Raw genomic sequence first — 12263 nt, 5'->3', positions numbered from 1 at the left:
GCCCTTTCGGGCCGCCTTTCGTTTGCTCAGGCGGGCTTCTTGCCCAGCACCGCGCCGACGATCGCCGTCAGCACGCCGCCGCCGACGAGGCCGCCGATGCCGTCGGCAACAAGGCCCGAGAGGCCGGCTTCCCCGCCCAGCATCTGCAGGAGAAAGCCGCCGCCGACACCGCCGATGGCGCCGACGATGGTGCGGACGACCGCGCTCACGGCCGCCTGTTTCAGGGCGGCGCCGGCCACGTTGCCGCCGATGGCACCGGCGATGAGCTGCGTGATGATGGGCATCAATGCTTCCATGACTTCCCCTCCGAAAGGTCCGCCCGGAATGGAGAGTGATCCGAGCCGGACACTTGCCTCGCTACCGGGGCGCGGCTTGAAGCCCGCGCGCCCGTTGCCGAAAGACTCGGCATCCGCAACGTGCGGACAAAATTGGGATAAGTCAATTTGCCCGTGTGCGTCCTGCACCGGAGTTTTGGAACGTAAAGAGGCGGCCGCAATGCGACCGCCTCTTCCTTCCCCGCAGTGGCTTGGTTGCCGCGGTTGTTATTCTGCTGCGATGACGCCCCGGCGGATCTGGTCTTCCTCGATCGATTCGAAGAGCGCCCGGAAATTGCCCTCGCCAAAGCCTTCGTCGCCTTTGCGCTGGATGAATTCGAAGAAGATCGGGCCGATCACGGTCTTCGAGAAGATCTGGAGCAGGATCTTCGTCATGCCGCCGTCGACGACGCCCTCGCCGTCGATCAGGATGCCGTGCTTCTTCATGCGCTCGACCGGCTCTTCATGGCCGACGACGCGCACATAGGAGCGGTCGTAGTAATTGTCCGGCGGGCCGGGCATGAACTTGACGCCGTTGTCGGCCAGCCTGTCGGTGGCGTCGTAGATCGCGTCCGTGCCGACGGCGATGTGCTGGATGCCTTCGCCCTTGTACTTCTTCAGGTATTCGACGATCTGGCTCGTCTCGTCCTTCGATTCGTTGAGCGGAATGCGGATCTTGCCGCAGGGCGAGGTTATGGCGCGCGAGACGAGGCCGGTGATGCGGCCGTCAATGTCGAAGAAATGGATCTGCTTGAAGCCGAACAGCTCGCGGTAGAAGTCCCACCACTTGTCCATGTTGCCGCGATAGACATTGTGGGTGAGGTGATCGAGATAATAGAAGCCGACGCCAACCGGTTTCGGGTCGCGTTCGCCCGTCCAGTCGAATTCCGCGTCATAGGCGGAGCCCTTGGCGCCGTATTTCTCGACGAAGTAGAGCAGCGAGCCGCCGATGCCGACGATGGCGGGCACGTCGAGCGCCTTGTCATTGCCTTCATAGGGCGTCGCGCCCTTGGAGACGGCATGGGCGAAGGCATGGTTCGCATCGACCACGCGCCAGGCCATGGAGGCGGCGCACGGGCCGTGCAGGCCGGCGAATGTCATGGCGTGCGAGCCGGGCTCGGCATTGACGACATAGTTGATGTCGCCCTGGCGCCAGACGGAGATCGCCTTCGTGCGGTGGGTCGCGACCTTGCTGTAGCCCATGCGGGCGAACAGCTCTTCCAGCTTTTCCGGCTCGGGATGGGCGAATTCGACGAACTCGAACCCGTCGGTCCCGGCCGGGTTGTCGGCGGTGATCAGCGCCGGCGGTGCGTCATGCGGGAAAGGGCCCATCCTTCGTCCTCCTCGATGGTGATGGCGGGAAGTATGACGCGTCTTCCATGCAATGTGCGTGCATAGTGCTTGCGCTTTGGTAATTTCATGCGATGTTCGTGCATCATGTTGGGATTTGGAGGCTAATCCGTGCAACTGGACGACTTCGACCGTAAACTGCTCGCGCATTTGCAGGAGGATGCGCGCCTGACCAACAACGAACTGTCCGAGCGCATCCATCTTTCGCCCTCGCAATGCTCGCGCCGGCGCATCCGGCTGGAGGAGGAGGGTATCATCCGCGCCTACCGGGCGGAACTCGACCGGGAAAAGCTCGATCTCGGCATCGTCATCGTTGTCACGGTGACGCTCTCGACGCACAACCGCGACAATGCGGTGCGCTTCGCGCGGCTGATCTCCAACCTGCCGGAAGTGCTGGAAGCGTTCTCGCTGACGGGGGAGATGGACTACATCATCAAGGTCGTCGTCCCGAACCTCAAGGCGCTCTCGGCCTTCGTCAACGACGTGCTGTTGCCGCACGAATCCGTTTCGCATGTGAAGACCGCCATCGTGCTCGATACGCTGAAGGAGACGATGGCGCTGCCGCTCTGAGCACTGTTGCCGGCGCGCAACAGTCATCCCCGTTGCCCTGTTCCCGCAGGAACACGCCCGACTCTGCCGCCGTTGTAGAAAGCGATCACAACGGATGAGACAGCGCCGAACGCGGCCGACAGTCAGGAAACAGGATCATGCAGACGAACAGCCCGAAACAGGATAACCCGGTCGCCAACCGCCTTCGTCCGGTCGTCTACCTCTATGCCGCGGTCAACATCGCCGTCGTGGCGCTGCTTTTTTCCACCGTCTCGCCGACACTGGCGACCGGTCCCGCACAGGAGATCGCCAGCCTGCGCTGAGCCGGCATCCGGTCTTCGCGTGGTTCGTCGCAGAAATCCCGGAGTCGGTTGAAGGGCTTATACGGAAGAGCTGATGTCCTGCAGCATGCTTTGCGCGCGGCGCTGGAATGGCTATATCAGGCGCAACGCGGCATTTCGAGCGAGGACCCCCATGGGCATGCTTCAGGCGGGCATCATCCCCGTCACCCCCTTCCAGCAGAACTGCACCATTCTCTTCGACAGCGAGACGAAGGAGGGCGTGGTCGTCGATCCCGGCGGCGATGTCGAGGCGATCCTCAACACGCTCCAGGAGAACGGCATCACGGTGAAGGCGATCTGGCTGACGCATGGCCATATCGATCATGCCGGCGGCGCCAGGGAACTGAAGGAGGCGCTCGGCGTCGACATCATCGGGCCGCACAAGGACGACTTGTCGCTGCTGCAGCGGCTGGAGGCGCAGGCCTCGATGTTCGGCGTGCCGATGAAGGTGAGCAATGTCGTGCCGGACCGCTGGCTGGAGGACGGCGACACGGTGTCTTTCGGCGACCATACGTTCGAGGTCTATCACACGCCCGGCCACGCGCCCGGCCACGTCATCTATTTCCACCGCGGCCAGGGCTTCGCCCATCTCGGCGACGTGCTCTTCCAGGGCTCGATCGGCCGCACGGACCTGCCGGGCGGCAACCACCAGCAGCTTCTCGACTCCATCCGCGACAAGGTGTTCCCGCTCGGCGACGAGGTCGGCTTCCTCTGCGGTCACGGTCCGGGCGGCAAGATCGGCGAGGAGCGGCGTACCAATCCGTTCCTGCGCGGTCTGTAAACGCAAGAGAGGCGGGCGCCGCGTGACGCCCGCCTCTCGATGTCGGTCCGGATAGCTCTCAGCCTGCGGTGCAGAAGTGCTCGCGGCCGTCATAGCCGATGAAGGTGCCGCTGTTCGGGTTGAACGAGCGGTAGCGCCGCGCGCAGTAATCGTACCAGGACTGGGTCCAGGGCTCGTAGCTCGGCACGACGATGGGCTGGCGGTAGATCACGCGCGGCTCGGGTTCCGGATAGTAGTCCGGCTCGACATAGACGCGGCGTTCCTCATAGCGCGGCTGGCTGGCGATGGCGCCGCCGATGATCAGGCCGGTGGCAAGGCCGAGCGCTCCGCCGACGACGGCGTCGCGGCCATGGTCGCGGTCGCGGTGATGGCGGCGCGGCTTGCGGTACTCGTAGGTATCGCCTTCGCGCCAGTAGCCATCGCGGTTGCGATCACGCGCTTCAACGACGCCGGCCGTGGCGGTGAGGGTCGTCGCAGCGACGGCGGCAGACAAGACAAGGGTTTTCAGGACTTTGTTCATGGCGTCTTTCCCAGGTTCCGGTCCAATACCGGCTGATGGCGAGGAAACTAGACAAACGCGGCTGAACGGTGGCTGAACGAAAAAACCCGGCATCTCTGCCGGGCTCCAACTGAAAATCCTGTAAGGCGCCGGATCAGCCGGCGATCTGCAGGTTAACCGCCTTCGGGCCTTTGCCGCGGCGATCGGGTTCCGTGTCGAAGCTTACCTTCTGGTTCTCGGAAAGGCCGTTCAGGCCGGAAGCCTGCACAGCGGAAATGTGTACGAAGATATCCGCACCACCGTTGTCGGGCTTGATGAAGCCAAAGCCCTTCTCGGTGTTGAAGAATTTTACGGTGCCAGTTTCGGCCATACGTCAGGTCCTTTTCTCTCTGCCCGTATATTTGGCGGCGGGCAGCATATCAGTTTTGCCCCGAGGGGCGTTAGGCAGGCAGTTCTCGAGGTTGAGGAAAGGGTCCTGTTTTCACCGCAGCCAGCCAGCCAGATAGTCCCGTGGACTGTCCGGATCTTGGCTGCCCGGAATTGTTTCGCGTCTCCGGCGCGCTTTTATTCAAGGTCTTCCCGTGTTCGCAAATTGCCCGAACGGCGCAAGAGTGATGTGTTTGCGTTAAATTGGCAAGCAAAAGTTTTGGCGCGGGTTTGATGCGCCTCACTTTGGTCAAATTCCGGGCGATTGCCGAAAAAACCCGCAGGCTTTGCGGGGCTTTGCAGTTTTCGTATGATTTATATTGCGCTGCCGAAGGAAGCGCGGTGCGCGCGGGAGGCCGTCATACTTCGGCGGCCGCGGCCGCGTGGCGTCAGTCCATCGTGGTCGAGCGCGAGACGCGCAGCAGCGCGCCGTTCGTATCGTCCGTCAGCAGCAACAGCGCGCCATCGGGCGCCACGATCACGTCCCGGATGCGGCCGAATTCGCCATCGAACATCCGCTCTTCCGAAACGATAGCGCCGCTCTCATCGCGCTCCAGCCGGGTGATGAGCTGGTACTTGAGCGCGGCGACGATCAGGTTGCCCTCCCATTCCGGGAACATGTCGCCGTGATAGACGGCGATGGCGCCCGGCGCGATGGAGGGGTCCCAATAATAGAGTGGCTGTTCGTACCCTTTCGCCGCCGAACCGAGGTCGAACTCCGCACCCGAATAATGGCGGCCGAAGGAGACGAGCGGCCAGCCGTAGTTGCGGCCGGGCTGCGGGACGTTGATCTCGTCGCCGCCGCGCGCGCCATGCTCGACGGTGAGCAGCGTGCCGTCCTTCGGGTCGATGGCGAGGCCCTGCGGATTGCGGTGGCCCTTCGACCAGATCTCCGCCAGTCCCTCGCTGCTGCCGAGGAAGGGGTTGTCGGCATGCGGGCTGCCGTCCGGGTTGATGTGCAGGATGGCGCCGGCATGGTCGCGCGGATCCTGCGCGCGCGGGCCGTCGCCGCGGTCGCCGATGCCGAAGAACAGGCTGCCGTCCCTGGCGATGGCGATGCGCGAACCGAAATGCTGGCCGCGCGAGGTGAGGCGGTTCATGAGGAAGATGCGCGTCGTTTCTTCCAGGGCCGTGCCGTCCGCCGAAAGCCTCGCTTTGGCCACTGCCGTACCGGAGCCGCCATTGCCGCGGGCGCTGTAGGTCAGGTAGAGCGTGCGGCTGGTGGCGAAATCCGGGGCGAGTGCGATGTCGAGCAGGCCGCCCTGGCCGGTGGTGGAGACTTCCGGCACGCCGCGAAGAGGGGCGGATACCTTGCCGTCGCGTATCAGGCGGAGCGTGCCGCCCTTTTCGGAAACGAGATGGGCGCCGTCGGGCAGGACCTCGACGGACCATGGCTGCTTCAGGCCCGTCGCCAGCGTCTCGACGACGAGCGCGGCCTTCTTGCTGGGGATTTCGCGGGTTTCGGCGGCGGATGCGGGGGAGGCCGGCAGCGTCGCGGCCAGGAGGAGCGTCGCGGCAGCGCCCGCCAGAATGTCTTTCAAGGGCCGATTGTCCTGTCGCATCGCCGTCTCCTGTCTTCTGCCGTTAACTGGCCCACAGGCGAGCGGCTTTCAAGGGCGGCGCCCGGGACGGCGGCTCACTTTTGCGTGGGCCCGATGTGAGAGGTCGTCTTTTCGATGCCGGAGGTCTTGATCGTGTCGAGCGCGACGGCGGGCGGCGACATCAGGCTGATCACCATGGCGACGCAGGCGGCGAGCGCCGTCATCGCGATCAGGAACATCGCACGGGACTCGCGTGCCTTGGGCTTCCTGCCGATCTTGTCCTCATCCAGAAACATCGTTTTCCCTCCGGTCCCTCGCTTGCCTTGGCAACGAAAAAGCCCGCCGAAATCGGCGCGAGAAGGACCGAATTGCGGCAAGGCCCGGCATTTATTGTGGCAAAAAGATGGCAAGGTAAAAAAGCTGGATTTCCAGTGCATTCGGCCGAATAGACCGCACGGTTCCGCCGTCCTAGATCCCTCTGCGGCCGAACTGGCGGACGGGGCGTGCGGCGCGGCTTTCCGCGGGCACGGAACCCGCCGTTGCGGCCGTGGCGGCAGGCGTCTGTGCCGGCGCGTCGTCGCCTTCGGGGAAAGTGACGTTGAAGCTCGTCGGGGCCGGTTCCGGCCGGGCGAGCAGGTAGCCCTGCATCAATGGTCCACCCATGTCGCGGCACAGCGCGATCATCTCCGGTTCCTCGATGCCGCCGACGATGGCGCGGATGCCCTTTGCCGCGAACTGGCCGATGACGACGCGCAGGAGGGCGAGGCCGGCGGAATTTTCGACGAAACTGCGCAGCCAGGCGGTATCGAAGGTCACGAATTGCGGTTTCAGGCGCTCCAGCCGCTCGAGGTCGCGGTCTTCGCCGGTATAGTTGTCGATGGCGATGGCAAAGCCGCTGTCATGCAGGCGCGCGGCGAAGGGCACGAGCGTATCGAGGTCGTCCCGCGGGTGCTCCCGGATCTCGCAGGCGATGCGTGCCGGCGGCAGGCCTGCCTCGTGTGCGGCAAGCCGCAGCCATTCCACCTCCTGGCGGATCGCCTGGGGCGTCGTGTAGAGGCCGGCGTGGAAATTGATGACGAGCGCGGCCTCGCGCCGGCCGAGCGCGCCGGTATTGAGGATGTGCAGGCTGCGGCAAAGGCCGTCCACCGCCATGCGCTCTTCTTCCGGCACGCGCTCGAAGAATTCCGCCGGGGAGCAGGGCATGTTTCCCGCGCTGGCCCGGATCAGCCCCTTGAAGGCGGCGATCTGCAAGCGGCCGTCCGCGCCTTCGCGAAAGATCGGCTGGAGGGCGGTTTGCAGGAAAAAGGAGCCATAGACTGCGCCGAAGGCGCCGTCCGGCTGCCGGACGAGATTGGAGAAGATGCTTCTTTCGCTCATGCAGCGTACCATCCGCTGGAACGTCCCGATCCGCGTTACTATAGACGACACCTGTTAATGTTGGCTTAATCCTTCGCGTAAAAATCTTCGGTGTTTCCCTTCGATTCAACCATTTAGTGTATTTTCTTCCGGGCGGGCTTTCAATCCATTCCCTCCGCTGATGGGGTTCATGATTTTTTGCGCCGAAGCCTGGTTTTCCCGCTTTTTTCCGCCTTCGCGCTTGCAAGACCCGCCCACATTCGACATAGACCTAACCGCTATGGAGCCCGGCGCTCCGGGTCCATGGCGCCAAGCCGTCTTTGAACCCGATGAGGACATCTCCATCATGGCCTTTCTTGCCGACGCCCTTTCCCGTGTGAAGCCTTCCGCCACCATCGCCGTTTCCCAGAAAGCGCGTGAACTGAAAGCCAAAGGCCGTGACGTCATCGGGCTTGGCGCTGGCGAGCCGGATTTCGATACGCCGGACAATATCAAGAAGGCCGCCATCGACGCGATCAACCGCGGCGAGACGAAGTACACGCCGGTCTCCGGCATTCCCGAACTGCGCGAAGCGATCGTGAAAAAATTCAAGCGCGAGAACGGTCTCGACTACACGGCCGCGCAGACGATCGTCGGCACGGGCGGAAAGCAGATTCTTTTCAACGCCTTCATGGCGACGATGAATCCGGGCGATGAAGTCGTCATCCCGACGCCCTACTGGGTGTCCTATCCGGAAATGGTGTCGCTGTGCGGCGGCACGCCGGTCTTCGTCGCCACGACGCAGGAAAACAAGTTCAAGCTGAAGGCCGAGGACCTGGAAAAGGCGATCACGCCGAAGACCAAGTGGTTCATCTTCAACTCGCCGTCCAATCCGTCGGGCGCCGCCTATAGCCATGACGAGCTGAAGGCGCTGACCGACGTCCTGATGCGCCACCCGCATGTCTGGGTGCTGACGGACGACATGTACGAGCACCTGACCTATGGCGATTTCAAGTTCGCGACCCCGGTCGAGGTCGAGCCCGGCCTTTACGACCGCACGCTGACGATGAACGGCGTCTCCAAGGCCTATGCGATGACCGGCTGGCGTATCGGCTATGCGGCCGGCCCGCTCGCCCTCATCAAGGCGATGGACATGATCCAGGGCCAGCAGACCTCCGGCGCCTGCTCGATCGCCCAGTGGGCGGCCGTCGAGGCGCTGAACGGCACGCAGGATTTCATCCCGGAAAACAAGAAGATCTTCGAAGGCCGCCGCGACCTCGTCGTCTCCATGCTCAACCAGGCCACGGGCATCGAGTGCCCCTCGCCGGAAGGCGCCTTCTATGTCTATCCGTCCTGCAAGGGGCTGATCGGCAAGACCGCCCCCTCGGGCAAGGTCATCGAGACGGACGAGGATTTCGTTTCGGAGCTTCTGGAAGCCGAAGGCGTCGCCGTCGTGCATGGCTCGGCCTTCGGCCTCGGCCCGAACTTCCGCATTTCCTATGCGACGTCGGAAGCCCAGCTCGAGGAAGCCTGCAAGCGCATCCAGCGCTTCTGCGCGGCCTGCAAGTAAGCGGCGGGCAAAGCCCGCCGGCGAGGGGGAGGCAGGGACGACAAACCTTGCCCCCACCCGCCGCCGCCATCCTCGGCCTAGAGCCGAGGACCCGGTGCCGCATCCGGGGCATGGATGGCCGGCTCAGGTCCGGCGAGGCCAACGTTCAGCAATCCGGCCCGCCGGCGACGGCGGGTTTTTTATTGCCGCCCCCCGTGAAATTTCCGCTTTCGTTGCCGATATTGGGGGGAAAGCCAATCCTGGAGCAGGACCATGAAAAGGAAGTCACTTGCCGTCGCCGTCCTGGCGATCCTTGTCGTTGCTGGGCCCGCCCTTGCTGCGGACGGTTACAAGAACGGCGACGAGCGGGCGCCGCGCGGCAGCATCGTCGTCAGCGAGCGGGCGCAGTACATGTCGTTCTACGACTATTTCTTCAACAATCCGGGCAAGTCCCGCACCCTGCGCTATGATCCCGGCGAGTATTACAAGGGCCTGACCCGCGAATACGACCGCCCCTGAAACCCGGTCATCAGGGGCGGAAGGCCATGCAAAAGGAAAACGCCCGCGGGGAGGAAGCCGCGGGCGTTTCTGTCCTCCCTCGGGGAGGCGGCGCCGGGGTGCTGGATTGCGCAGCGCCCCGGTGCGAATGTCAGGCGACGTTTTCGAGGATCGGATAGTCCGTGTAGCCCTTGGCGCCGCCGCCGTAGAACGTGTCCTTGTCCGGCGCGTTCAGCACGGTGTCGTTCTTCAGCCGCTCGACGAGGTCCGGGTTGGCGATGAACAGCTTGCCGAAGGCGACGAGGTCGGCCTTGCCGCTTTCCACGGCGTCGATGGCGAGCGCCCGGTCGTAGCCGTTGTTGACCATCCAGGCCGCCTTGCCGCCGGCGGCGTGATAGGCCGCGCGTAGCGCCGCATAGTCGAAGGGCTTGTCGCCCTGCTGGTGGTCCCGCGCCCCGCCCGTCGCGCCTTCGATGATGTGGATATAGGCAAGGTCATGCTTGGCCAGACCTTCGACCACATGGGTGAAGAGCGGCTGCGGGTTCGGGTCGAAGGCATCGTTGGCGGGTGTCACCGGCGAGATGCGGATCGCGGTGCGGCCCGCGCCGATCTCCCCGGTGATGGCATCGACGACCTCGAAGAGCAGGCGGGCGCGGTTCTCGATCGAGCCGCCATATTCGTCCGTGCGGACGTTGCTGCCCGAGCGCAGGAACTGGTCGAGCAGGTAGCCGTTGGCGGCGTGGATCTCGACGCCGTCGAAACCGGCATCGATGGCGGCGCGGGCGGCGCGGCGATAGTCTTCCACGATGCCCGGAAGCTCGGCCTTCTCCAGCGCGCGCGGCTCGGAGGTCTCGGCGAAGCTGCCGCTGCCGTCGGCATTGACGAGATAGGTCTTCGACTTGGCGCGGATCGCCGAGGGGGCGACCGGCTTGCCGCCGCCCGGCTGCAGCGTGTCATGGGAGATGCGGCCGACATGCCACATCTGCACGACGATCTTGCCGCCGGCCTTGTGCACGGCATCGGTGACTTCCTTCCAGCCTTCCAGCGCTTCCGGCTTGTAGAGGCCCGGCACGTCGGCATAGCCCTGGCCCTGGTGGCTGATGGCGGTCGCTTCGGTGATGAGCAGGCCGGCGCTGGCGCGCTGCTCGTAATAGGCGGCGTTCAGCGTGTTCGGCACGGCGCCCGGCGAACGGTTGCGCGTCAGCGGCGCCATGACGATGCGGTTGGCAAGCTGGATGTCGCCGATCTTGAGAGGGTCGAAGAGCGAGGTCATGGATAGTCCTTCTTCTGGCTTGGGAAGCGCTCTTTGTCTTTCGCAATTCCGGACGGAAAACCGTTTCACGCTTTTCCTGGAATTGCTCAGAGAGCGCCGTTGATGTGGTGGAGAAAGGCCGCGATCTTGTCTTCGTCGCGTTTGAAGAACACCCACTGGCCGACCTTGCGCGTCGTCACGAGGCCGGCGCGCTGCAGGGTGGCAAGATGGGCGGAGACGGTGGACTGCGAGAGGTCGCAGCGCTTTTCGATCTGACCGGCGCAGACGCCGAAGTCCAGCGGGTGCTCCTGGCCGGGAAAATGGCTCTGCGGCTCCTTCAGCCAGGCGAGAATCTCCAGCCGCTTGGGATGGGCGAGGGCCTTGAGGATTTCGTCGGTGTCGAGCGGGCTCATGTCTATCGTGGTCCGGCGATGGATATATCGGTTATTTCCGATATTGGTTTCGCCATTGTCCGATGCAAGAGGTCCCGACAAAAAAAGAGGGCCACAAGCGAAGCTCGGGCCCTGCAGGTGTGAAGGTATGAAACCTCCAGAGGGGAACAGCCAACGCGCGGCACTGGGAGGAGAAAGACCGCAGGTGCGCTGGCTGAATCGAATATGGGAGAGGCGGCGCACTTCTTCAAGAGAAACGCGTGCCAAGTTTTGCAGAAACGCTGAAAAATCTGTTTTGGTTAATGGAAGGCAAAAAAAGAGGGCCACAAGATCAACTTGGGCCCTTTATAGTTTTGAAGGTAATAAAACCTCCAGAGGGGAACAGCTGGTGCGGTGGCACTGGGAGGAAAAAGCCACCAAAGTGCATCAGCTGCGTGCGATATGATGGTTTTGTGGGCACACATCAATCATTTAATGTGCATGCCAGCCATGCATGAGGCGCAGGCCTTGCGAATCCGCCTCCTCAGAAGTTCCAGTTGCGCGCCTTGGCGACGATGAAATCCCGGAAAACCTTGAGCTTCGCGGAGTTCTTCATCTCGCTCGGATAGCAGAAATAGGTATCGAAGGACGGGATGTCGGCGCTGACAGGCAACTGGATGAGGCCCGGATCGCGCCCGACAATATAGTCCGGCAACATCGCGACCCCGATGCCGAGCAGGCAGGCGCGCTTGATCGAGGTCTGGCTGTTGATCTGCAGGATGGACGGGCGGGGATTGTCCGAATCGCGTCCGGCGATCTCCAGCCAGTTGACGTCAAGCAGGTAGCTCGGCGCGGGCTCGCCGAAGGTGATGATCTTGTGGTTGTCGAGATCGTCGATCGACTGCGGCTCGCCGTAGCGGTTGATGTAGGAGGGCGCGGCGTAGATGTGCATATGCACGGTGAAGAGCCGACGCTGGATGAGGTCCGACTGCTGCGGTTCGCGCAGGCGGATGGCGCAGTCGGCATGGCGCATGTTCACGTCCAGCTCCTCGTTGTCGAGGATGAGCTGCACCTGCATGTCCGGGTAAAGGGCGAGGAATTCCTGCACCTTGTCGGTCAGCCAGCCCTGGCCGAGGCCGACCGTGGTGGTGATGCGCAGCTTGCCGCTCGGCTTTTCGGTGTTTTCCGTGAGCTGGACGCGCACGCTTTCGAGCTTCATCAGCACGTCGTGCGCGGTGCGGTAGAGGATCTCGCCCTGTTCGGTGAGGATGAGGCCGCGGGCATGGCGGTGGAAGAGCTTTATGCCGACATCCTGCTCCAGCGCGCTCACCTGGCGGCTGATGGCCGATTGAGACAGGTGCAGCTTGTCCGCCGCATGCGTGAACGAGCCGGCCTCGGCCGCGGCATGAAAGATCCGCAGCTTATCCCAATCCAGCGGCATTCTAACCCCCATATGT

General features: G+C 63.5%; 15 protein-coding genes. 5 read left to right on the top strand and 10 right to left on the bottom strand.

All coding sequences use genetic code 11. The features are described 5' to 3' along the window. Positions 1–26 precede the first annotated feature (26 nt). Positions 27–296 (bottom strand): hypothetical protein, encoded by a 270-nt coding sequence (locus tag shn_RS12750; RefSeq protein ID WP_064330738.1) that lies wholly within the window; start codon positions 294–296, stop codon positions 27–29. A 246-nt stretch (positions 297–542) separates the two neighbouring features. Beyond that, entirely contained in the window at positions 543–1646 is a 1104-nt protein-coding gene (hppD, locus tag shn_RS12745) for a 4-hydroxyphenylpyruvate dioxygenase (RefSeq protein ID WP_064330737.1), read from the bottom strand. A gap of 129 nt (positions 1647–1775) precedes the next feature. On the opposite strand from hppD, the gene shn_RS12740 reads away from it, so the two are divergent. The 3 genes from shn_RS12740 (at position 1776) to shn_RS12735 (ending at position 3335) form a co-directional block, all read left to right on the top strand. After that, positions 1776–2234: an Lrp/AsnC family transcriptional regulator gene (locus shn_RS12740; protein WP_064330736.1), complete on the top strand. Its 459-nt coding sequence runs from the start codon at positions 1776–1778 to the stop codon at positions 2232–2234. A 137-nt stretch (positions 2235–2371) separates the two neighbouring features. Further along, positions 2372–2536 (top strand): hypothetical protein, encoded by a 165-nt coding sequence (locus shn_RS36400; RefSeq protein ID WP_162852931.1) that lies wholly within the window; start codon positions 2372–2374, stop codon positions 2534–2536. 157 nt (positions 2537–2693) lie between these two features. Further along, complete coding sequence (locus shn_RS12735; RefSeq protein ID WP_145926009.1) at positions 2694–3335, top strand: MBL fold metallo-hydrolase; 642 nt, start codon at positions 2694–2696, stop codon at positions 3333–3335. A 58-nt stretch (positions 3336–3393) separates the two neighbouring features. On the opposite strand, the gene shn_RS12730 is transcribed toward shn_RS12735, so the two are convergent. The 5 genes from shn_RS12730 to shn_RS12710 form a co-directional block, all read right to left on the bottom strand. After that, positions 3394–3855 carry a BA14K family protein gene (locus shn_RS12730; protein WP_084437969.1) on the bottom strand — a complete coding sequence of 154 codons (462 nt, stop codon included), beginning with the start codon at positions 3853–3855 and terminating at the stop codon, positions 3394–3396. A 133-nt stretch (positions 3856–3988) separates the two neighbouring features. Further along, positions 3989–4204, bottom strand: a complete 216-nt coding sequence (locus shn_RS12725) for a cold-shock protein (protein ID WP_064330734.1) — start codon at positions 4202–4204, stop codon at positions 3989–3991. A 445-nt stretch (positions 4205–4649) separates the two neighbouring features. Then, on the bottom strand, positions 4650–5822 hold the full coding sequence (locus shn_RS12720) for a PQQ-dependent sugar dehydrogenase (protein WP_064330733.1): 1173 nt from the start codon (positions 5820–5822) through the stop codon (positions 4650–4652). Positions 5823–5896: 74 nt separating this feature from the next. Then, a complete protein-coding gene (locus shn_RS12715) occupies positions 5897–6097 on the bottom strand; it encodes a hypothetical protein (protein WP_064330732.1) in 201 nt (66 codons plus the stop codon). A gap of 172 nt (positions 6098–6269) precedes the next feature. Beyond that, complete coding sequence (locus shn_RS12710; protein ID WP_064330731.1) at positions 6270–7178, bottom strand: EAL domain-containing protein; 909 nt, start codon at positions 7176–7178, stop codon at positions 6270–6272. Positions 7179–7503: 325 nt separating this feature from the next. On the opposite strand from shn_RS12710, the gene shn_RS12705 reads away from it, so the two are divergent. Together shn_RS12705 and shn_RS12700 are read left to right on the top strand one after the other, a co-directional pair. After that, entirely contained in the window at positions 7504–8706 is a 1203-nt protein-coding gene (locus shn_RS12705; protein WP_064332583.1) for a pyridoxal phosphate-dependent aminotransferase, read from the top strand. A 252-nt stretch (positions 8707–8958) separates the two neighbouring features. Next, positions 8959–9204, top strand: coding sequence for a hypothetical protein (locus shn_RS12700; RefSeq protein WP_064330730.1), 246 nt, complete (start codon positions 8959–8961; stop codon positions 9202–9204). 130 nt (positions 9205–9334) lie between these two features. Here shn_RS12700 and shn_RS12695 read toward each other — a convergent pair whose 3' ends face one another. The 3 genes from shn_RS12695 to shn_RS12685 form a co-directional block, all read right to left on the bottom strand. Next, positions 9335–10456: an alkene reductase gene (locus shn_RS12695; RefSeq protein WP_064330729.1), complete on the bottom strand. Its 1122-nt coding sequence runs from the start codon at positions 10454–10456 to the stop codon at positions 9335–9337. Positions 10457–10542: 86 nt separating this feature from the next. Continuing rightward, positions 10543–10848 (bottom strand): helix-turn-helix transcriptional regulator, encoded by a 306-nt coding sequence (locus tag shn_RS12690; protein ID WP_064330728.1) that lies wholly within the window; start codon positions 10846–10848, stop codon positions 10543–10545. A 502-nt stretch (positions 10849–11350) separates the two neighbouring features. Next, entirely contained in the window at positions 11351–12247 is an 897-nt protein-coding gene (locus shn_RS12685) for a LysR family transcriptional regulator VtlR (protein ID WP_064330727.1), read from the bottom strand. Positions 12248–12263: the final 16 nt, after the last annotated feature.

This window comes from Shinella sp. HZN7 (assembly GCF_001652565.1).
Taxonomy (GTDB): domain Bacteria; phylum Pseudomonadota; class Alphaproteobacteria; order Rhizobiales; family Rhizobiaceae; genus Shinella; species Shinella granuli.
The sequence above is the reverse complement of the archived record's forward strand: the minus strand, read 5'-3'. Positions and strand labels throughout refer to the sequence as shown.